The organism is Pseudochelatococcus contaminans (genome assembly GCF_014195635.1).
GTDB classification, from domain to species: Bacteria; Pseudomonadota; Alphaproteobacteria; order Rhizobiales; family Beijerinckiaceae; genus Pseudochelatococcus; species Pseudochelatococcus contaminans.
Genome location: NZ_JACICC010000008.1, coordinates 90,493 through 110,953, shown reverse-complemented (window position 1 = coordinate 110,953; position 20,461 = coordinate 90,493). Strand labels below are relative to the sequence as shown.

Sequence of the window (20,461 nt, the reverse complement as noted above, 5' to 3'; positions counted from 1 at the left end):
ACGCGGGGCGAGGGAGACCCTATGTTTATAGGGAGCCGCCAGACTATGCTGGCGGGGTTGCTTTGAAGGATTGCTCACGATGGCATCGTCGCAGAACGCTTCCGATACGGGTTCCGCCGCTCCCGCGGTGCGCAAACGGTCGCGCTTTCAGGTTCTCACCCTGACGGAAGCCGCGGCGGAGCGTTTGCGCGAAATTCTCGATAATACCGATCGCGAGGTTGCCGCCGTCCGTCTTGGTGTCAAGAAGGGCGGCTGCGCCGGTATGGAATACACCATGGAGTACGCCGAGACGATTGCGCCAGGCGAGGATGTGGTCGAGGACAAGGGCGTGAAGCTCATCGTCGACCCTAAAGCGGTGCTTTTCCTGCTCGGCACGGAGATGGATTATCAGGTGGGCAAGATGTCGTCCGGGTTCGTATTCAACAATCCCAACCAGACATCGGCTTGCGGCTGCGGCGAATCCGTGGAGATTGCCCCCGCATCGCCTGAAGCGCTCGCACAGGCGGGGCTGTAATCATATAGTGCGCTGTGCAGACAGATGCCTGGGCGTCAAAGGCTCTCTATAAGTTCGGAGAGTGCCTTGTCCGGGCAGGACTTGTGTTTTGCATGTAGGACGCTGCCCCAATCACTTGTCCGGGTCTATCCGGATTGCCGCTCTGGACCAGAATGGCAAATCCATCGGTATTGTCCGGCAAGGCGCTGGCGCGTGGCAGGTTAATAACGAACGCTTCCGCTGAGGGCGACGATGACGGTAATTGCCCGATCGGCAAGAGGCCGCTGACCACGTTCGTATATGTGAGGCGTTTACCGGCGTTCTCACCGTCATCGACGGAAACCGATCGTTCGCGGTAGAATGGCGCAAGCAGAATCGTTGAGCGCTCGCGGGTGTTGGAGGCTGCCACTGCGATGCGGAACGTTTCGCCGGTTGAAGTGATATCCACTTTGACCGGAAGCGCGGAGGTGGTCGTTGTTTCCAATGCGCCGCCTATGGCCGTTTCGTCAGACCCGACCATGTGCGCTGTCCCATTGATGACAGCCTGCGGCGTATAAATGCTGCGGGATCCACGGATTTTCGCGTAAATACGCTGGCGGATTGTGAAATGATCCTTGGCCAGCGTATCGCGCCAGCCCAGATAATCCCAGCAGGTGACGGGGAGTGTCAGCACGATAATGCTGTTGTCGCGCGCATATCGTCTGATCAGGTTGTCTGCCGGAGGGCAGGAGGCGCAGCCCTGACTTGTGAAGAGTTCGATGACGGCTCGTAGTTGTATGGCCTGCGATGCCTGCTGCGCAGCGGCGGGCAACACCATGCCGGCAAGGAACAGCGCCAGAGTCCCACACAGCAACGCCCCTTTTTTGCCGCGCTCTGTGGTGGCGGCTTTCCGATCAGACAATTGCATCTGATGAGATGGCGCTTTGGCGCTGAGTGTTGTGGGGGAGGGCGTGCATGCTGTTGTCATATCTGTCGAAAGCAACCGTTTCCCTGCGCGATGCCTAACAAATGCGTGAAAAACGCTTCGTCGCCCCGACGGGGCCTCTCAGCCGATGATGGCAGCTTCAGATTACCGATCTCACCAACTTTATCAAAAGAAGAACCACTCGGTGAAACTGACTGATCAAATCCTCGCGGGGCTGGTCTGGTGAAGGGGCTTATGGGACGATTCGGCATCGTCAGCGTGCAAAATGACCAAAATCTCCGCCCAACCTTAACCTTGAGGTTTTGCTCAGCGGCTTGAGTGAACCGCAATTCGGCAGCGAAGGAAAGTCACTTTAGAGAGATCGGCCTTAGCGCGGCTTGGCAGGGGTGCGCCAGCGCCGGTGCATCCATAGCCACTGCTCGGGATGCTCGCGTACCCAGCCCTCGACGACGGCTGTCATTGCCGCCATTGCTCCCGCGGGGTCGACGTGGCCATCGGCATCTCTTGGCAGATCCAAAGGCGGCGTGAGTTCGATTCGGAACCGGTGCCCGGGCAGACGAATGACGCGGACACCGTGAACCGGACAATCGAATCGCCGCGCAAACTTGCCGAGGATCGGATTTGTAAGCGCTGGCCGATCAAAGAAAGGCACCGTCACGCCGCGTGTGAAGTGCTGGTCGATCAGCATGCCGAGGTGGCCACCGTTTTCCAGCACATTGGCCATCACAAAGGCGGCTCCCTGCCGTGCAGCCTGAAGGTTGCCCATGGTGCGGGAACGCACCTCGTGCACCGCTCGCGCGACAGCCGGATCATTCGGCTCGCGGAAAATCGCTGTAGTGTCGAGACCATAGCGACTGGCGCAGATGGCGGGTAGTTCCCAATTGCCGAGGTGAGCGGAAAACACAATGCCGGGGCGCTCGTCATCGCGCAGCGCAACGAAGTGATCGATGCCGACAACCTCGACACGCGCGTCGGGGCGCGGATTGTCGTAATCGAAGTCGAAAAGCTGGTCGAGATGCGCATATTCCGCGCCGGTCCGGCCGAGATTCTCCCAGGCGCCAAGGGCGATTTCGCGCACGCGTGCATCATCCGCGTCGGGAAATGCGGCGCGGATATTGGCCAGCGCCACTTTATGAACGGACATCAGCGGGCCTATTGCCCGCGCTACGCTGCCACCCCAATTGCTGGCACGATCCGGCCCTAGCAGTCGCAGCACGCCGAAAACGCCGCGCACCAGCCCGACCATGGCGATTTCAGCGATGAAAGAACCAAATTTCCGAATGGCGCCAAACGCCTTATTGATACGCAACGCCAAGGTTCTCACACCACGTGGAAAAACAGGTCACAATGCCGCAAAGGCAGCATTGCCGCTGCCGTTTTCTAAAGCAATTGCACGCGGGGGCAAACCGCCCATCGGCAATGCCATGTGCGAAAAACTACAGGTGTGTCGTATTGGCCCACGAGAGGGCGCAGTCATCAGTATGGTCTGAGGTTTTGCCGGAAAACGTAAGGCGGCCCGTCGCCGTGCAAATTGCACATGAAAGCGATGGCCGCCTTGTGGTGGTGCACCCGCGCCGCGGATGGCGTGTATCGCGTTAACCGCGCTCAGGCCGATATCAGGCCAGCCTCTTCGATGGCACGGCGGCCGCTGCCTGCGGACCGGCGTTTCGCCAGATGCTTGCGCGCTGCGCGTTCTGCGGTCTGCGGATCAGCGAAGATCCGTCCGTCGAGATCGTTGAAAGCGCTTTCCGAAGCATGGAAGCGATAGCCATTCGTGTCGCGTGCGATAATCCCGGCTGGCCTGCCGGACACTTCGATCAGATAATTGTCGAACATTTCAGCTCCCACCGGTATGAACCGGCTTCACCATGCAAGTTCGGGGCCAATTAGAAACGCCTTGGCTGCCCGACGATGAACCCTGTGAAAAACGCTCTGCAACTAACGCCGACAGGTCCAATGCGTTCCACACGCAAGCCATGCAATCATGCAGATGGCATGACAGCAGGCGGGTTGGATGGTGATATCCCTCATTTTTCCAGTGTTTCCGTTCCCCAGGGCGACTTTTAGGTCTGTTGTTGTCGTTGCACTGCTCATATAGGCGGTGTTCTGGATTTTCCAAGAAAGTGCCATGGTTCTTTCCTGTCATGGAGGCGCGCTTCCCGTTATCGAGAACAGGACGACCGTGCGCGCATCGAGCCCACGAACTCACTCGTGACGCTTTAGCGTTTGGTCACGCGGCGCAAGCTGCGCTTTCAAATCACCGCGGTTCGCTCGCTCCCGGCAGCTTTCAAGGGGGGGATGTATAGAAGCAACTTCAGTCCCGCCAAGAGGCAGCCCGTCAAGAGCGAACAGACAAGCTATCGCGCAAAAGGGGGCGAGTGTCAATAGAATACTAATTTAATAGAATTTATAAAATTAAAATGATGTTGACGATCATTCTCCTTTTACACCAATTGGTTGAAACATTCCAGACCCGCCTTCAGCAAGCGTGACGATTGTCAATTAAACGCAAAAATAAGTGAAATTATGCAATTCACAAAATTTAGTTCGATTTTAGATTGCATACGTTCTATAATTATGATTGGCTTAAGTTGATCGTTTTTATAGTTTATGGAGAGGGCCATGCTTTACAAGTTTTTGCACCGGGCCGGTCATGGTCTGGTCTCGCGGCGTACGGTTCTTGGTGTCGCTTCGGCGCTGGCGGTCGGACTTGCCGGGTTCACTGGCGCAGCGCCCGCATCGGCGCAGACGACGCTTCTGAACGTCTCCTATGACCCGACGCGCGAGCTGTATCGCCAGATCAACGAGCTGTTCCAGCAGCATTGGAAGAAAGAAACCGGCGAGGACGTTGTCGTGCGCACGTCGCATGGCGGCTCTGGCGGGCAGGCGAACAAGGTCATCGAGGGGCTTGAGGCGGACGTCGTGACGCTCGGCATTGCCTCCGACATCGACCTGATCGCGCGCGAAACGCCGCTCATTCCGAAGGAGTGGCGCGAAAAGCTGCCGAATAACGGCCTTCCCTATACCTCGACGGTGGTGTTCGTCGTTCGCAAGGACAACCCCAAGAACATCAAGAACTGGGATGATCTCGTCCGCGAGGACGTGAAAATCATCACACCGAATCCCAAGACATCAGCCGGTGGCCGCTGGAACTTCCTGACCGCCTGGGGCTTTGCGCTCGACCAGAATGGCGGCGATGAAAAGAAGGCGCAGGAGTTCGTGACGAACTTCTACAAGAACGTGCCGGTGCTCGATCCCGGTGCGCGCGGTTCCACCATCAGCTTCGCCCAGCGCGATCTTGGCGACGTGCTGCCTGCCTGGGAGAACGAGGCTCATCTGATTTTGAATGAATTCGGCCCGGACAAGTTCGACATCGTCGTGCCGCCTTATTCAATTTCGGCGGAGCCGCCGGTTGCTCTGGTCGAGGCCAACGTGGAAAAGCGCGGCACCCGCAAGGCAGCCGAAGCCTATCTGAACTTCCTCTACTCGCCCGAGGCGCAGACCGTTATTGCGCAGAACTGGTATCGCCCCTCGCGCCCCGAGACGGTGACGGGTGAAGTGCCGAAGTTCGAGGAGTTGCAGCTCTTCCGTGCCGAGGACAAGTTCGGCGATTGGGAAACGATTCAGAAGCGCTTCTTCGGCGACGGATCGGTGTTTGACGAGATAAGCAAGGAAATCGCCCAGCGCTGATCGATCTGCCGGGGAGGTGCTTAGCCTTCCCGGTTCATGAACGGCCGCCGCAGCGCGTGTCGACATTGAGAGGCCGAATCGAAGCATTTCTTGCGAACTTTATGTTCCCGGAAATCAGAGGTCTGACCGTCCCGAAATGGGGCTCGATGGCGGCTATGCGCGCGGCGGAACTGTTTTTTGTTTGTGCCGTATTCATCAATCGGCGTGTTGAAAGTCGTTGCCATGTCCGCAACATCACCAGCAACATCGGGAAAGAACCAGGCCGGAGGCGGCGCGCGGCGCGTGTCCCTGTCGCGCTTTCCCGCGCCCAGCGTTATTCCGGGGTTCGGGTTCGCGTTCGGCTACACCATTCTTTATCTCGGTCTGATCGTGCTGATCCCGCTTGGCGGGTTGATCTTGCGGGCGTCCGACATCGGTCTTGCCGGCCTCTGGGCGGTTGCGACGAACGAGCGCGTGGCCGCCGCTTTGAAGTTGAGCTTTGGCACCTCGGCGCTCGCGGCGACTTTCTCGGCGGTGTTCGGTCTCGTCATCGCCTGGGTGTTGACGCGTTACAGGTTTCCGGGCCGGCGTCTTCTTGATGCGGCGGTCGATCTGCCCTTCGCCTTGCCCACTGCCGTTGCCGGTATTGCGCTGTCGGCGATTTATGCGCAGAACGGCGTCATCGGCAGCCTGTTCGCGCCTTATGGCATTCGCATCGCCTATACGCCCATCGGCATTTTCATCGCGCTGGTCTTCGTCAGCATCCCGTTCACGGTGCGCATGGTGCAGCCGCTGATCGCAGAGATCGACCGTGAGCTGGAAGAGGCCTCCGCCACGCTGGGCGCCCGCCGCGGGCAGACCGTGTGGCGGGTGCTGTTGCCGCCGCTTATCCCGGCTATCTTGACCGGACTTGCGCTGGCGTTCGCGCGGGCGGTTGGCGAATACGGCTCCGTGATTTTTATCGCCGGCAACCTGCCTTACGTGTCCGAAATCGCGCCGCTGCTCATTGTGATCAAGCTTGAAGAGTTCGACTACACCGGCGCGACAGCCATTGCGACGGTGATGTTGATGATCTCGTTTTCGGTGCTGCTGCTCATCAATCTGATCCAGGCGTGGAGCCGCAAGAGGTTTGGCTATGTCTGAGCACGTTCCTTCAACCGCCCAGGCATCGCAGGCCGAGCGCGCCGCCGCGCAGGAAACGCTGCGCCATTCCGTGACAACGGAAGCGCCGTGGGTGCGGGGCGTCACGCTGGCCATTGCGTTGGCGTTTCTTGGCCTGTTTCTGATTCTGCCGTTGGTGACGGTGTTTCTGGAGGCGTTCAAACGCGGCGTCGGGGTTTATCTGTCCGCGTTCGCAGAACCGGATGCGCAGCACGCCATCAAGCTGACGCTGCTTGTCGCCGCCATCGCCGTGCCGCTCAATCTGGTGTTTGGCGTTGCCGCTTCGTGGGCTATCGCCAAGTTCCGGTTTCCGGGCAAGAGCTTTCTCGTCACGCTGATCGACCTGCCGTTTTCGGTGTCGCCGGTCGTGTCAGGTCTTGTGTTCGTGCTTCTCTTCGGGGCGCAGGGCTATTTCGGCTCGTTCCTGAAGGAGCATAATATCCAGATCATCTTTGCGCTGCCGGGCATCGTCATCGCCACTGTGTTCGTGACGTTTCCCTTCGTGGCGCGAGAACTCATTCCTCTGATGCAGGAGCAGGGAAATACCGATGAAGAAGCGGCGCTGTCCCTTGGTGCCTCCGGGTTCACCGCATTCCTGACCGTGACGCTGCCGAACATTCGCTGGGCATTGCTGTATGGCGTTCTGCTGTGCAACGCGCGTGCCATGGGTGAGTTCGGCGCGGTCGCCGTCGTTTCCGGTCACATTCGCGGCGTCACCAACACCATGCCGCTCCACATCGAGATCCTCTACAATGAATACAACATCACAGCGGCCTTTGCAGTCGCATCGCTCCTCGCCTTCCTCGCTCTCCTCACCCTCGCTGCAAAGTCCTTCCTCGAGTGGCGTTTCGGACACGCTCTCGCCGGTCGCGGCGGGCACGGCGGGCACTGACGCAAAGCCGCGCGCGGCAGGAACCGTCGGCATTCGCGTACAGGGAATCGAACGCGACTACGAAGGTTTCAAGGCACTGGCTGGTATCGATCTACAGATCCATCCGGGGGAGCTGGTGGCGTTGCTCGGGCCGTCCGGCTCCGGCAAAACGACCTTGCTGCGCATCATTGCCGGCCTTGAGTTCGCGACCGAAGGCAGCGTGTTTTTCGGGGCGGAGGATGCCACGCATCTGTCCGTGCAGCAGCGGCGTGTGGGGTTTGTGTTCCAGCATTATGCGCTGTTCAAGCACCTGACGGTGGCGGACAACATCGCCTATGGCCTTAAAGTGCGCCCGCGCCGCGAGCGCCCACCGGCGGCGGCGATCAAGCGCCGGGTCGAAGAGCTGATCGATCTGGTGCAGCTCAACGATCTGGGGCGGCGTTATCCTGCCCAGTTGTCCGGCGGCCAGCGTCAGCGTGTGGCGCTGGCGCGCGCTTTGGCGGTGGAGCCGCGCGTGCTGCTGCTCGATGAGCCGTTCGGTGCGCTCGACGCGAAGGTGCGTAAAGATCTACGACGGTGGTTGCGTGAGATCCACGATCGCACCGGCCACACGACGATCTTCGTCACGCACGATCAGGATGAGGCGCTGGAGCTGGCGGATCGGGTTGCTATCCTGTCCAATGGCCGGCTGGAGCAGGTCGGCACGCCGGATGAGGTTTATGAGAACCCGGCATCGCCCTTCGTGCTGTCGTTCCTGGGCGATACCGCCAGGTTGCCGGTCGAGGTTCGCGACGACAAGGTGTTCCTCGCCGGCGAGGCGCTGGATGTCGCTGTGCCGCCGGGGACGGGGCCGGGCAAGCACGATATTTACCTGCGTCCCAACGAGCTGACGCTGACCGAAGCGGGAACGGGCGTTCCCGGCATCATAGCCTCGGTGCGCCGCACCGTTAACGGTCGCCGTGCGGAAGTGCGGGTCGCATTCTCCGACAAGCTCATCGAGCTGGATGTGCCGCCCGGCGCAGACCTGAACGTGTCGGACCGCATCGGCCTCAAGGTACAGCAGGCGCGGCTCTTTCCCTCCGGGTGAGAGGCGCGCTCCGCTATCAGGCTGGCGGAGAATGGGAAATAAGCGTTTTCACACCGCGCGCCGGCTTTTACGCCGCGCGCGGCAAGGCGTTTTTCCACCTCACACACAAAAAGCCACTGAAATTATATAATTATCAGGCCTCTTTTATAATACATATAAAAATTGTATTTTAATTTTTAGACGCGCGTGATAATGTTATTTGTCGATCATCGTTGGAAAGCGCCGCTGCCGCCGTTGGCGAGGCCATGACGCCCACCCGCGTAATTGCAGTGCCGATGGCGTGCGCCGAAGTTTGCAACAGATCATAACAACTTAGCAAGGATGGCAGTCAGTCCGTGGCCCGTTTGCGTTTCTTCCCCGTTTCATATGATGTGGCTGGCCGGTCGCTGATTCTCGTCGGCGGGGGTGACGAGGCGCTTGCCAAATTGCGGCTTCTGCTGCGCACGGAGGGCAAGCCGGTCGTCTTCTCCATGCACGTCGCGCCGGACATGGCTGCGCTGATCTCCACGAATGACGTGACGTTGCACCCGCGCGAGCCTGTGGCGGATGACGTGCGGAATGCGGCGCTGCTCTTTGTCGCAACGGGCGACGCGGATTACGACGCGCGCATTTCCCGTCTTGGCCGGGAAGCCGGCGTGCCCGTGAACGTGGTGGATCGGATCGAGCTGTGCGATTTCGCCATTCCGGCGATCGTGGATCGCGCGCCGGTGTCGGTTGCCATCGCTTCGGACGGTTATGCGCCGGTGCTGGCTCAAAGAGTGCGCGCTGCCGTTGAAGCACTGCTTGCGCCTGAGTTCGGGCGGCTGGGTGAGTTGGCCCGCAGCGTGCGGGATAATGTCTGCAACGCCTTGCCGACCAACGCGCTGCGTCGCCGTTTCTGGACGGCACTGTTCGATGGCCGTGGCGGGGAACTCGCGCTGGCGGGCGATATAGAAGGCGCTCGCCGTCACGCCCTGTCTGCCCTCGCCGCAGATGCTCCGGCGGAAGAGGGCGTCGTCTGGCTGATCGGGGCCGGGCCGGGTGCCGAGGATTTGTTGACGCTGCGCGCTCAAAGACTTCTGCAGCAGGCGGATGTCATCGTGCACGATCAACTCGTGCCCGAGGCCGTCGTGGATATGGGGCGCCGCGATGCGCACCGCATTTCCGTCGGCAAGGCCAAAGGCAAGCATTCCGTCGCGCAGGGTGAGATTAATGAATTGCTCGTCCGGCTTGCGCGTGAAGGCCGGCATGTGGCGCGCCTCAAGGCCGGGGATCCGCTGGTGTTCGGGCGCGGCGGCGAGGAAATTGCCGCGTTGCGTGCGGCGAGTGTCCGCTACACGGTCGTTCCCGGCGTTACGGCGGCCTTGGCGGCGGCGGCGGATTATGCCGTGCCGCTGACGTTGCGCGGCGTGTCATCATCGGTTGTGTTCGCCACCGGCCACGGGGCTGGCGGCAGCGAGCCGAACGGATGGCCGGAAGTGGCCCGCTCCGGCGGCACCATCGGCATTTATATGGGCCGCACCGCTGCTGTAGAGACTTTCGAGCGCCTGGTGCGCCACGGCGTTTCGCCGGGGACGCCTGTCGCCGCCATTGAGAATGCAGGCCGCAAGGGCAGTCGCGCGCTTGTCGGTCATCTGTCGGATTTGCCGGCGCTAGAGTCGCGCGGCGATATTTCCGGCCCTGTCCTGATTTTGGTGGGTGAAGCTCTCGCAGCCGGTGATTTCGGCTTTGCGGAGCCGATTGCGCCCCCGGTGGCTGTCATGCAGCCCCTCGTTGCAGCGGAGTAGACATGAAACGTGATGCGAAAGCGGCCATTCCGCAGGTGCTGACGGCGAACGATCTGCACTCGGGTCTCGTGGTCTTCCGCACGCCCGCCGGCGAATGGTCGACGCACATCAATGCCGCTGAAGTCGTCGACACGCCGGAGGCTGCCGCCGTGCTCACCGAAGCCGGCGCCGAAGACGAGCGTCGTAATCTCGTCGTTGGCGCCTATCTCGTCAATGTGAAGCGGGAGGAGGACGCCATTGTTCCGCTCGTGCTGCGGGAAGCGATCCGCGCGGCCGGTGGGCCGACGGCGGGAACCTCCGTAGCGCTGGCGCATGCCCCCTCTGTTTCCTGAACCATCCGGGAGTTCGCGATGTATCGTTATGACGAATTCGACCGCCGTTTCGTGAATGGTCGCGTCGAGGAGTTCCGCGATCAGGTGCAGCGCAGGCTCGCCGGGGAACTGACCGAAGACGAGTTCAGGCCCCTGCGTCTGATGAACGGCGTTTACCTGCAGCTGCATGCCTACATGCTGCGGGTGGCCATTCCCTATGGCACGCTGAGCAGCGCCAAGCTGCGCGGTCTTGCTCATATCGCGCGCCGCTACGACAAGGGATACGGCCATTTCACCACCCGCCAGAACATCCAGTTCAACTGGATCAGGCTGGAGGACGTGCCGGATATTCTCGACGATCTGGCGAAGGTGGAGCTGCACGCGATCCAGACCTCCGGCAACTGCATCCGCAACGTATCGGCGGATCATTTTGCGTCCGCCGCGCGTGATGAGTTGGCGGACCCGCGCGTTTATGCCGAAATTCTGCGGCAATGGTCGTCGCTGCATCCGGAATTCACTTACCTGCCGCGGAAGTTCAAGATCGCGGTGAGTGGCTCGACGCATGATCGCGCGGCCATTCAGGTGCACGACATCGGCTTGCAGATCGTGGAAAACGCGGCAGGCGAACGCGGGTTCACAGTTTATGTCGGCGGCGGGTTGGGGCGCACGCCCATGGTGGCGAAGAAGGTGCGCGAGTTCCTGCCGGAGTCTGAGCTGCTGAGCTACTGCGAAGCCATTCTGCGCGTTTACAACCAGTTCGGCCGCCGCGACAACAAGTACAAGGCGCGCGTCAAGATCCTGCTGCATGAGGCCGGGTTGGACGAGGTTCGTCGGCAGGTCGAGGAAGAGTACGAAGATATCAAGAGCCGCGATGCATTGACGCTGCCGCACGACGAGATCGATGCCATTGCCGCGTACTTTGCCCCGCCCGCGTTCGAGACGCTGCCCGAGCGGTCTGAAACGCTGGAGCGTGCGAAGGTCGTGGATACCGCGCTGGCCGATTTCGTGGCGCGTAACCTCGCGCCGCATCGCTCTCCGGGTTATGGCATCGTGACCGTTTCGCTCAAGAGTGTCGGCAGCGTGCCGGGCGATGCGACGGCCGAGCAGATGGAAGCCATCGCGGATCTTGCGGAGCGTTATTCGTTCGATGAGCTGCGCGTCTCCCACGAACAGAATCTCGTTCTGCCGCATGTGAGGTTGGACGACGTACCGGCGCTGTTCGCCGAGCTGCAAAAGGCGGGCGTTGCGACCGGCAATGCCGGGCTTATCACCGACAGCATCTGCTGCCCGGGCCTCGACTATTGCTCGCTGGCCAATGCGCGGTCGATTCCTCTGGCGCAGCGCATCAGCGAGCGCTTCGCGGACCTGTCACGGCAGCACGAGATCGGCGATCTGAAGATCAAGATTTCCGGCTGCATCAACGCCTGCGGCCATCATCATGTGGCGCATATCGGTATTCTCGGCGTCGACCGCAAAGGTGAGGAGTTCTATCAGATCACCCTCGGCGGTTCGGGGGATGAAACCTGCTCCATCGGCTCCATCGTCGGGCGCGGCTTTTCCAGCGACGATATCGTCGATGCCATCGAAACGGTCGTGAACACCTATATAGCGCAGCGCAGCAGCCCGGAAGAGCCGTTCCTGGCGTTCTTCCGCCGCGTCGGCGAAGCGCCGTTCAAGGAGGCCCTCTATGGTGCAGCTCCAGCCGCCGCGTGAAACCGCCGGACATGCGCCCGACAACGCGCGCGTCGCCACGCTAAACGCCACGTATGGCGATCTGCCGGCGGACGAGGTGTTGCGGGTTGCGCTGACGCGGCTGTTTCCGGGGGAGATCGCGCTGGTGTCCAGCTTCGGGGCGGAGTCGGCCGTGCTGTTGCATCTTGCCTCGCGGGTCGATCGGGCCGTGCCGGTGGTGTTCGTCGACACCGGACGGCTGTTCCCCGAGACCCTGGCTTACCGCGATACGCTGATCGACCAACTTGGCCTGACGGACGTGCGCAGCGTCGGCCCCGATGCCGGCGCGATGGAAGTTGCGGACCCGTATGGCGCGCTGTTCAGCATCGATCCTGATCGATGCTGCCACCTGCGCAAGGTTGAGCCGCTGGCGTCCGCGCTGATGCCGTTTACGGCCTGGATCACAGGCCGGAAGCGGTTTCAGGCGTCGACGCGCGCGGCGCTGCCTGTGTTCGAGGCAGATGCGACGCATATCAAGGTGTCGCCGCTGGCAAGCTGGGGAGCGGGCGAACTGGTTGCTTACCTGCGTGAGCACGATCTGCCACGCCACCCGCTGGTGGCGAAAGGATATCCATCCATTGGCTGCGCCCCCTGCACATCGCCTGTGGCGCCGGGTGAGGACCCGCGTGCCGGGCGTTGGCGCGGACAGGCAAAAACAGAATGCGGCATTCACGTTTCCGCCGCTGGTGTGACGAAGAGGAGTGCCTGATGGCTCTGTTCAGGAACGGTGCGTTCGTTGACGACGAATGGCAATTCGTTGACGCTGATGCGCCGCTGCCGGCTGCCGGGGCGATCGTGCTCGGCAAGGAGCGCTATCTCGCCGAGCGCGCCGTGCTGGAAGGTCGGGCCGATCCCTTAGGGCTTGTTCTCCAGACAGGTGAAACCCTGGAAGGGCTGGAGCAGGACGTGCGCCGCTTTGCGCTGATCGTGCTCGATATACCGAAGTACAACGACGGGCGGCATTACTCGACCGCGCGTATTTTGCGCGACAGACTCGGTTATCGCGGTGAGTTGCGTGCGCAGGGCGATGTGCTGCGCGATCAGATCAACGCCTTGCACCGCAGCGGTTTCGACGCGCTTGAGGTGAAGCACGAAGGCACCATCGAGGCGCTGCGCACTGGCGCCGTGGTTTTCGTGCGCGATCATTACCAGCCAGCTTCGCTGGAGGGCGAGGAAGTGCATCTCAGCGGGCTGCGCCGCCGGCTTCGCGTCACGCAAGGGGACGCCTGACGGCGTTCGCAGGGGCGAGACCCGTCTCGGCGTGCAGCGCGCGAGGCTTTTGAAGAAACCCGGCGTCATTTGGGAGCATCAGGGTTATCAATGTTATCGACCGATTCTTTGAGGGCCGACCAAGGGACGCCAGTCACTACAGGGCGGACGCCGACATCTGCGGCTTCGGCGCGGCGCTTGTCGCCTCATCTTGCGTGGCTTGAGGCCCAGTCCATCCACATCATCCGCGAGGTTGCGGCAGAATTTCGCAAGCCGGTCATGCTGTATTCCATCGGCAAGGATTCCGCCGTGATGCTGCATCTGGCCCGCAAGGCGTTCTATCCCTCCAAGCCGCCATTCCCGCTACTGCATGTCGATACGACATGGAAATTCCGCGAGATGATCACGTTTCGCGACGCCATTGCGCAGGAATATGGCTGGGATCTGCGCGTGCACGTCAACGAGGATGGCGTGCGCCGGGGCATAGGGCCGTTCGCATCCGGGTCCGCTGCGCATACGCAGGTGATGAAAACGGAGGCGCTGAAGCAGGCGCTCGACGCAGGCGGTTATGACGCCGCTTTCGGCGGAGCACGCCGCGACGAAGAGAAAAGCCGCGCCAAGGAGCGTGTGTTCTCTCACCGCACGGCGAGCCACGCCTGGGACCCACGCAACCAGCGCCCGGAGCTCTGGCACCTTTACAATACGCAGATCGCCAAGGGCGAATCGATGCGGGTTTTTCCGTTGTCCAACTGGACAGAGCGCGACGTGTGGCACTACATCGCGGCCGAAAACATTCCCGTCGTGCCGCTCTACTTCGCAGCGGAGCGACCGGTGGTGGAGCGCGACGGCGCTCTTATCATGGTGGATGACGACCGATTTCCCCTCGCGCCGGGTGAGACACCACAAATACGCAAGGTCCGTTTCCGCACTTTGGGCTGCTATCCGCTGACGGGAGCCATCGAATCAGAGGCGGTAACGCTGGCGGATATCATCGCCGAGCTTGAATCGTCGTCCGTCTCGGAGCGGCAGGGCCGGGTGATCGACAAGGACACGGGTGCCTCGATGGAGCGCAAGAAGCGCGAGGGATACTTCTGATGCCTGCTTCTCTCTCCACGGATAATCTGGATGTCAGGACTAATGAAGCGCCAGCAGACGCCGCACCGGCGCGAGGATTGCTGCGTTTTTTGACGTGCGGATCCGTCGATGACGGCAAATCCACGCTGATCGGGCGGCTGCTTTATGAAACCAGTGCCGTTCTCGACGATCAATACTCTGCATTGGAAGATGATTCGCGCCGGGTCGGCACGACAGGCGACGATATCGATTTCGCGCTGCTGGTCGATGGGCTGGAAGCCGAACGCGAACAAGGCATTACGATAGATGTAGCCTATCGTTATTTCTCGACGCCCCGTCGATCTTTTATCGTTGCCGACACGCCCGGTCATGAGCAATACACCCGCAACATGGCTACGGGTGCGTCGAATGCCGCTTTGGCGATTCTATTGATCGACGCGCGCAAGGGTCTGCTCACGCAGACGAGGCGCCACAGCATCATTGCGTCCCTTATCGGTATTCGCCATATCGTACTTGCGATCAACAAGATCGATCTCGTCGGTTACGATCAGAAAAAATTCGATGCCATCGTTGCGGATTACGAAGCCTTCGCCAAGGATCTGGGCTTTCTGACCGTGCAGGCCATTCCGCTTTCGGCGCGTTTTGGCGACAACATCTCCGTCGCAAGTCCCTCGACGCCTTGGTACACGGGGCCGACCTTGCTCGGCCATCTTGAGACCGTAGACGTTGAAGAGCGTGACACAACCGGGCCGTTCCGTCTGCCGGTACAATGGGTTAACCGGCCGAATCTCGATTTCCGCGGCTTTTCGGGCACGATTGCTGGAGGTCGGGTGTCGGTGGGCGATGCCGTTGTTGCTGCCGGATCGGGCAAGAGCAGCACGGTATCCCGTATCGTCACCTTCGATGGCGATTTGCCTGCTGCAGAGGCCGGCGATGCGGTCACTTTAGTTCTCGCCGATGAAATTGATGCGCCGCGCGGCGAGGTTCTTGCCGACCCCCGACATCGTCCGATCGTCGCAACGCGGTTCTCGGCGCGTGTGGTCTGGATGGCGGATGAACTTCTCGTGCCGGGCCGTTCCTATAATTTGAAACTCGGCACCCGCACCGTGCCGGCGACAGTGCGGGCGATCACTCATTATCTCGATGTGGAAACACTGGCCAAAACACCAGTTGTATCGCTGGGTCTCAACGCCATTGGCCTCGTCGAAATCGAGACGCTCGTGCCGATTGTTTTCGATCCTTACACCGAAAGCCACGAGCTTGGCGCATTCATCCTGATCGATCGCTTCACCAACGCCACCGTCGGTGCGGGCATGGCAGTGGAGGCGCTTGGCGCGACTCACGTTCATCGTCATGGCTTCGATGTCGACCGCGCCGCACGATCCGATATCAAGCATCAACGACCGCTCGTGCTGTGGTTCACCGGACTGCCGGGTTCAGGAAAATCCACGATCGCCAATCTTGTGGAAGCAAAGCTGCATGCGCTTGGTCGGCACACGACGATGCTGGATGGCGATGCTCTGCGGCAGGGGCTGAACGCGGATCTTGGTTTCGACGCAGCCTCGCGCACGGAAAATATCCGCCGGGTGGGGGAGGTCGCCAGACTGATGACCGACGCCGGGTTGATCGTTCTCTGCGCCTTTGTCTCGCCCTTCCGAGCCGATCGTGACCGGCTGCGGGAGCGTTTCGCGCCGGATGAATTCATCGAGATTTTTGTCGATGCGCCGGCAGAGGTCTGTGCGGAGCGCGATCCCAAGGGCCTGTATGCGCAAGCCCGCGAGGGCAAAATCGCGGCCTTCACGGGTGTCGGCCAAGAATACGAACCGCCGCTGTCTCCAGAGATCCAGCTCGATGCGACGGAGCCAGACCCCGAGGCCTTGGCTGTGCGGGTCGTGGAACTGGTTGAAACGCTGGTGCTTGGCGCCAACCGGAGCGCGGAAACATCGTCGGAGCTTTGAAGCTTTCCACGTATTCCGTACATTGCATGCATCTCGCTCCTCCCCCAAAGGCCGGCTCACGCCGGCCTTTTTACATTGGTTTCCCCACGGAAATTGCAGGGAACCACGTTGCTGAATTGAGAACATAAAAAGAACTTGATCGCAAGAACAAATTATGTACATGTGATTTGTAAAGAGGATTGGGGAGCACGTTGAAATGGCGCGCGACCTGCCATAAGGATAAACCGAATGTCACAGGCCGGTTTGCGACTCGTAGAAGGTAGTTCCATGGACAAAACAAAGGCTCTCGACGCGGCGCTGACGCAGATCGAACGTGCGTTTGGCAAAGGCTCCATCATGCGGCTTGGTCAGGCGCAGGGGCAGATCGAGATCGAGACCGTGTCCACAGGTTCGCTCGGGCTCGACATTGCGCTGGGCGTCGGTGGCTTGCCCCGTGGGCGTATCGTGGAAATTTTTGGGCCAGAGTCGTCGGGAAAAACGACCCTCGCCCTGCACACCATTGCCGAAGCTCAAAAGAAGGGCGGTTCATGCGCCTTTATCGATGCCGAGCACGCACTTGATCCGGTCTATGCGCGCAAGTTGGGTGTCAATCTGGATGATTTGCTGATTTCGCAGCCGGACACAGGCGAACAGGCGCTCGAAATCTGCGATACGCTGGTGCGGTCTGGCGCGATAGACGTGCTCGTTATTGATTCGGTCGCGGCACTTACCCCCCGTGCGGAAATTGAAGGCGACATGGGCGACATGCAGCCTGGTTTGCAGGCGCGCTTGATGAGCCAGGCGCTGCGCAAATTGACCGGCTCAATCTCCCGCTCGAATACGATGGTCATCTTCATCAACCAGATTCGTATGAAGATCGGTGTGATGTATGGCTCGCCGGAAACGACCACTGGCGGTAACGCACTCAAGTTCTACGCTTCTGTCCGCCTCGATATTCGCCGCATCGGGTCGATAAAGGAGCGCGATGAAATCATCGGCAACACGACGCGCGTCAAGGTGGTGAAGAACAAAGTGGCGCCGCCGTTCAAGCAGGTCGAGTTCGATATTATGTACGGCGAGGGCGTATCCAAGCTCGGCGAACTGCTGGACCTCGGTGTTAAAGGTGGCATCGTCGACAAGTCGGGTGCATGGTTTTCCTACGATAGCCAGAGGCTTGGGCAAGGCCGCGAGAATTCGAAGCAATTTCTGCGGAACAACCCGGAGGTTGCCAACAGAATCGAGGCTGCGATTCGTCAGAATTCCGCCGTTCTGTCCGAGCGCATTCTCGAAAATGCCAGCCCTGATTCAGACGGTGGGGAGGATGATGCGTCCTGAAAATCTAGGATGCGTGGTTGAGGCGCTGGTCAGGTCTCAACGAGTATGTTGGTGAGTAGGATTTGCTGATTTCATATTTGCAGGCTGGCGGATTCCTTCTAGAAGGGGCGCTGGGATAGCGCTTGATTCCGGGCGGAGTCCGTCTCCGGATGCCGGTTTGCCAAACAGACCGGCTATGGAAAACATTGGCAGCAAACGAGCGTTGCGGCGCGGCGTTGGCAGGGGTTCAGGCAGGGCGTTATGAGCGGCGTAAACGAGATTCGGTCCACTTTTCTTGATTATTTCTCGGCCAATGGTCATGAGATCGTACCATCCAGTTCGCTCGTTCCGCGGAATGATCCCACGCTGATGTTCACGAGCGCCGGTATGGTGCCGTTCAAGAACGTGTTCACCGGCGCGGAAAAACGCCCCTATTCTCGCGCCACGAGCGCCCAGAAATGTTTACGCGCTGGCGGAAAGCATAACGATCTCGATAATGTCGGCTACACGGCTCGTCATCACACGTTTTTCGAGATGCTGGGCAACTTTTCCTTCGGTGATTACTTTAAGGAAAATGCTATCGAATTAGCGTGGAAGCTCGTGACACGCGAATTCGGTCTGCCAGAAAGCAAATTGCTCGTTACCGTTTTCTCTGAAGATGAAGACGCAGCACTTTTGTGGAAAAAAATAGCTGGCCTGTCCGATAGTAAGATCATCAGAATTTCCACATCTGATAATTTCTGGTCGATGGGCGATACAGGACCCTGTGGTCCGTGTTCCGAAATCTTTTATGATCACGGAGATAAAATCGCAGGCGGTCCTCCGGGCAGCCCCGATGAAGATGGTGACCGTTTTATCGAGATCTGGAATCTCGTCTTTATGCAATACGACCAGGTCGTGCCAGGTGAGCGGCAACTGCTGCCGCGTCCATCTATCGATACCGGCATGGGTCTTGAGCGCATATCTGCCGTCTTGCAGGGCACGCACGACAACTACAGTACAGACCTGTTCAGGGCGCTGATCGAAGCAGTGGCAACGGCGACAGGCGTTGATCCGGCTGGTCCGCAGGGAGTGAGCCATCGCGTCATAGCCGATCACCTGCGCGCATCCGCTTTTCTCGTTGCCGACGGTGTTCTGCCGTCAAACGAGGGACGCGGTTATGTCGCCCGCCGCATCATGCGCCGTGCGATGCGACATGCGCAGCTTCTGGGCGCGCGCGACCCCCTGATGTGGCGTCTGGTTCCTGCCCTCGTTCGTCAGATGGGCGAAGCTTATCCTGAACTCGTTCGTGCCCAGTCGCTTATCGGTGAAACCCTCCACCTTGAAGAGAAGCGCTTCCGGAAAACTCTTGAGCGTGGTCTATCGATTCTCGATGCTGAAAGCCGGGAACTGTCTGCCGGTACGCAACTGTCAGGCGATGTCGCATTTACTCTTTACGATACCTATGGCTTCCCGCTTGACCTGACTCAAGATGCCTTGCGCCCCCGTTCAATCGGCGTCGACGTTGCCGGCTTCAACGCCGCGATGGAACGGCAGAGACAGCAAGCGCGCGCCGCATGGAGCGGATCCGGAGAAGCAGCAACCGAAACCCTTTGGTTCGCGCTGAAAGACAAGGTCGGGTCTACGGAGTTTCTTGGGTATGAAACGGAGGCAGCCGAAGGCGTCGTAACTGCGATCGTGCGCGACGGTGAAGAGGTTGAATCACTTAGTGCGGGGGAAGAAGGCTTCGTTCTTTTCAATCAGACCCCGTTCTATGCCGAATCCGGTGGTCAGGTCGGAGATATCGGGAAATTGTCTGGCGCTGATCTCAGCGCAGAAATAACCGGGACAACGAAAAAACTCGGCGCTCTCTATCTCCACCGTGTTCAAGTGACAGAAGGCATGCTGGTTATTGGTTCCGCCGTCACCTTGCAAGTTGACGCGGAACGTCGCTCAGCGATTCGCGCCAACCACTCGGCTACACATCTGCTGCACGAAGCTCTGCGCGAAATTTTAGGTGATCATGTTGCGCAAAAGGGCTCACTGGTGACTTCAGACCGCTTGCGTTTTGATTTTAGTCATCCGGGACCAATTAGCGCTGGCGAGCTGCGACAGATTGAAGAGCTTGCCAATACCCTTGTATTGCGCAATGAGCCGGTCGTTACCCGGTCGATGGCCGTGGATGAGGCTATTGAATCCGGCGCTCGCGCACTTTTCGGCGAAAAATATGGCGATGAGGTACGCGTTGTCAGCATGGGAACCCGCCCCGAGATTGGCGGTAAACCATTCTCCGTAGAACTGTGCGGCGGCACGCATGTGTCTCGAACAGGTGATATCGGAATTGTGCGCGTGCTGTCGGAAAGCGCAGTTGCGTCAGGCGTGCGCCGCATTGAAGCTATGACTGGAAAAGGCGCCAGGCGCCATCTCGTAGAAGAAAGTCAGCTTTTGCAGGGCATATCCGAATTGCTACGCACGCCTGTCAGTGAACTCGGTGGGCGCCTGGAGGCGCTCATTGAAGAGCGCCGGAAATTTGAACGCGATCTAACGGAAGCCCGTAAGAAGCTTGCTCTTGGTGTAGGTTCTGGAGAAGATCCCATCCGCGAGGTTGCAGGAACAAACCTACTCGCACGCATTGTTTCTGGCATTGAACCGAAGGATCTCAAAAGTTTGGTCGATGACGCCAAGAAGCGGATCGGCTCCGGCATTGTTGCAATTGTCGGTGTTGCAGAGGATGGGAAAGCAGGCATCGTCGTTGGCGTGGCCGGTGATGCCGGTGAACATTTCGATGCGGTGGCGCTGGTACGCGTAGCAGCAGAGAAACTTGGCGGTAAAGGTGGCGGCGGCCGGCGTGATCTTGCGCAGGCAGGCGGTCCCGACAGTGAGCAGGCGCAGGCTGCGCTCGATGCCATTGCGGAAGCCATTGCTGCAACGTAA

At 59.9% G+C, this 20,461-nt stretch carries 18 protein-coding genes; 15 read left to right on the top strand and 3 right to left on the bottom strand.

Going from position 1 to position 20,461, the window contains the following annotated elements; genetic code table 11:
• Window positions 1–79: 79 nt before the first annotated feature.
• Window positions 80–514, top strand: a complete 435-nt coding sequence (locus FHS81_RS14510; protein WP_183754181.1) for a HesB/IscA family protein — start codon at window positions 80–82, stop codon at window positions 512–514.
• 46 nt (window positions 515–560) lie between these two features.
• Here the strand turns inward: FHS81_RS14510 and FHS81_RS14505 are convergent, their stop codons facing one another.
• Together FHS81_RS14505 and FHS81_RS14500 are read right to left on the bottom strand one after the other, a co-directional pair.
• Window positions 561–1,304, bottom strand: a complete 744-nt coding sequence (locus FHS81_RS14505) for a DUF1223 domain-containing protein (RefSeq protein WP_183754179.1) — start codon at window positions 1,302–1,304, stop codon at window positions 561–563.
• A gap of 481 nt (window positions 1,305–1,785) precedes the next feature.
• The gene (locus tag FHS81_RS14500; protein ID WP_246375038.1) at window positions 1,786–2,664 is read right to left on the bottom strand and encodes a lipid A biosynthesis lauroyl acyltransferase; all 879 of its coding nucleotides are present in this window, start codon (window positions 2,662–2,664) and stop codon (window positions 1,786–1,788) included.
• Here FHS81_RS14500 and FHS81_RS14495 point away from each other — a divergent pair.
• Window positions 2,663–2,908, top strand: coding sequence for a hypothetical protein (locus tag FHS81_RS14495; RefSeq protein ID WP_183754279.1), 246 nt, complete (start codon window positions 2,663–2,665; stop codon window positions 2,906–2,908). The genes FHS81_RS14500 and FHS81_RS14495 overlap by 2 nt on opposite strands.
• A gap of 115 nt (window positions 2,909–3,023) precedes the next feature.
• Here FHS81_RS14495 and FHS81_RS14490 read toward each other — a convergent pair whose 3' ends face one another.
• The gene (locus tag FHS81_RS14490; protein ID WP_183754174.1) at window positions 3,024–3,254 is read right to left on the bottom strand and encodes a hypothetical protein; all 231 of its coding nucleotides are present in this window, start codon (window positions 3,252–3,254) and stop codon (window positions 3,024–3,026) included.
• Between the two features lie 786 nt (window positions 3,255–4,040).
• Between FHS81_RS14490 and FHS81_RS14485 the strand changes: the two genes are divergently transcribed.
• The 13 genes from FHS81_RS14485 to alaS all read left to right on the top strand — a co-directional run bounded on the left by FHS81_RS14485 (window position 4,041) and on the right by alaS (window position 20,461).
• Entirely contained in the window at window positions 4,041–5,108 is a 1,068-nt protein-coding gene (locus FHS81_RS14485; RefSeq protein WP_183754172.1) for a sulfate ABC transporter substrate-binding protein, read from the top strand.
• A 222-nt stretch (window positions 5,109–5,330) separates the two neighbouring features.
• Window positions 5,331–6,230 (top strand): sulfate ABC transporter permease subunit CysT, encoded by a 900-nt coding sequence (gene cysT, locus FHS81_RS14480; protein ID WP_183754170.1) that lies wholly within the window; start codon window positions 5,331–5,333, stop codon window positions 6,228–6,230.
• Window positions 6,223–7,140, top strand: a complete 918-nt coding sequence (gene cysW, locus FHS81_RS14475) for a sulfate ABC transporter permease subunit CysW (RefSeq protein WP_183754168.1) — start codon at window positions 6,223–6,225, stop codon at window positions 7,138–7,140. Before cysT ends, cysW begins: the two co-directional genes overlap by 8 nt.
• A gap of 31 nt (window positions 7,141–7,171) precedes the next feature.
• Window positions 7,172–8,206, top strand: a complete 1,035-nt coding sequence (locus tag FHS81_RS14470) for a sulfate/molybdate ABC transporter ATP-binding protein (RefSeq protein ID WP_183754270.1) — start codon at window positions 7,172–7,174, stop codon at window positions 8,204–8,206.
• Between the two features lie 335 nt (window positions 8,207–8,541).
• The gene (gene cysG, locus FHS81_RS14465) at window positions 8,542–9,972 is read left to right on the top strand and encodes a siroheme synthase CysG (RefSeq protein WP_183754166.1); all 1,431 of its coding nucleotides are present in this window, start codon (window positions 8,542–8,544) and stop codon (window positions 9,970–9,972) included.
• Window positions 9,973–9,974: 2 nt separating this feature from the next.
• Window positions 9,975–10,304, top strand: a complete 330-nt coding sequence (locus FHS81_RS14460) for a DUF2849 domain-containing protein (RefSeq protein WP_183754164.1) — start codon at window positions 9,975–9,977, stop codon at window positions 10,302–10,304.
• A gap of 18 nt (window positions 10,305–10,322) precedes the next feature.
• On the top strand, window positions 10,323–11,996 hold the full coding sequence (locus tag FHS81_RS14455; protein WP_183754162.1) for a nitrite/sulfite reductase: 1,674 nt from the start codon (window positions 10,323–10,325) through the stop codon (window positions 11,994–11,996).
• On the top strand, window positions 11,971–12,723 hold the full coding sequence (locus FHS81_RS14450; protein WP_183754160.1) for a phosphoadenylyl-sulfate reductase: 753 nt from the start codon (window positions 11,971–11,973) through the stop codon (window positions 12,721–12,723). Before FHS81_RS14455 ends, FHS81_RS14450 begins: the two co-directional genes overlap by 26 nt.
• Window positions 12,723–13,244 (top strand): DUF934 domain-containing protein, encoded by a 522-nt coding sequence (locus FHS81_RS14445; RefSeq protein WP_183754158.1) that lies wholly within the window; start codon window positions 12,723–12,725, stop codon window positions 13,242–13,244. Before FHS81_RS14450 ends, FHS81_RS14445 begins: the two co-directional genes overlap by 1 nt.
• Window positions 13,245–13,334: 90 nt before the next feature.
• Complete coding sequence (gene cysD / locus FHS81_RS14440) at window positions 13,335–14,318, top strand: sulfate adenylyltransferase subunit CysD (RefSeq protein ID WP_183754156.1); 984 nt, start codon at window positions 13,335–13,337, stop codon at window positions 14,316–14,318.
• Entirely contained in the window at window positions 14,318–16,255 is a 1,938-nt protein-coding gene (gene cysN, locus FHS81_RS14435) for a sulfate adenylyltransferase subunit CysN (protein WP_183754154.1), read from the top strand. The genes cysD and cysN overlap by 1 nt, the downstream gene beginning before the upstream one ends.
• Before the next feature lie 228 nt (window positions 16,256–16,483).
• Window positions 16,484–17,569 carry a recombinase RecA gene (recA, locus tag FHS81_RS14430; protein ID WP_183754152.1) on the top strand — a complete coding sequence of 362 codons (1,086 nt, stop codon included), beginning with the start codon at window positions 16,484–16,486 and terminating at the stop codon, window positions 17,567–17,569.
• A 240-nt stretch (window positions 17,570–17,809) separates the two neighbouring features.
• Window positions 17,810–20,461 carry an alanine--tRNA ligase gene (gene alaS, locus FHS81_RS14425; RefSeq protein WP_183754149.1) on the top strand — a complete coding sequence of 884 codons (2,652 nt, stop codon included), beginning with the start codon at window positions 17,810–17,812 and terminating at the stop codon, window positions 20,459–20,461.

Coding starts and splice junctions, on each gene's coding strand:
- FHS81_RS14485 (WP_183754172.1), top strand. CDS start 4,041: ATGCTTTACAAGTTTTTGCACCGGGCCGGTCATGGTCTGGTCTCGCGG.
- FHS81_RS14490 (WP_183754174.1), bottom strand. CDS start 3,254: ATGTTCGACAATTATCTGATCGAAGTGTCCGGCAGGCCAGCCGGGATT.
- cysW (WP_183754168.1), top strand. CDS start 6,223: ATGTCTGAGCACGTTCCTTCAACCGCCCAGGCATCGCAGGCCGAGCGC.
- cysD (WP_183754156.1), top strand. CDS start 13,335: ATGTTATCGACCGATTCTTTGAGGGCCGACCAAGGGACGCCAGTCACT.
- FHS81_RS14510 (WP_183754181.1), top strand. CDS start 80: ATGGCATCGTCGCAGAACGCTTCCGATACGGGTTCCGCCGCTCCCGCG.
- cysT (WP_183754170.1), top strand. CDS start 5,331: ATGTCCGCAACATCACCAGCAACATCGGGAAAGAACCAGGCCGGAGGC.
- FHS81_RS14450 (WP_183754160.1), top strand. CDS start 11,971: ATGGTGCAGCTCCAGCCGCCGCGTGAAACCGCCGGACATGCGCCCGAC.
- alaS (WP_183754149.1), top strand. CDS start 17,810: ATGAGCGGCGTAAACGAGATTCGGTCCACTTTTCTTGATTATTTCTCG.
- cysN (WP_183754154.1), top strand. CDS start 14,318: ATGCCTGCTTCTCTCTCCACGGATAATCTGGATGTCAGGACTAATGAA.
- FHS81_RS14495 (WP_183754279.1), top strand. CDS start 2,663: ATGGCGATTTCAGCGATGAAAGAACCAAATTTCCGAATGGCGCCAAAC.
- FHS81_RS14445 (WP_183754158.1), top strand. CDS start 12,723: ATGGCTCTGTTCAGGAACGGTGCGTTCGTTGACGACGAATGGCAATTC.
- FHS81_RS14500 (WP_246375038.1), bottom strand. CDS start 2,664: ATGGTCGGGCTGGTGCGCGGCGTTTTCGGCGTGCTGCGACTGCTAGGG.
- FHS81_RS14455 (WP_183754162.1), top strand. CDS start 10,323: ATGTATCGTTATGACGAATTCGACCGCCGTTTCGTGAATGGTCGCGTC.
- recA (WP_183754152.1), top strand. CDS start 16,484: ATGTCACAGGCCGGTTTGCGACTCGTAGAAGGTAGTTCCATGGACAAA.
- FHS81_RS14460 (WP_183754164.1), top strand. CDS start 9,975: ATGAAACGTGATGCGAAAGCGGCCATTCCGCAGGTGCTGACGGCGAAC.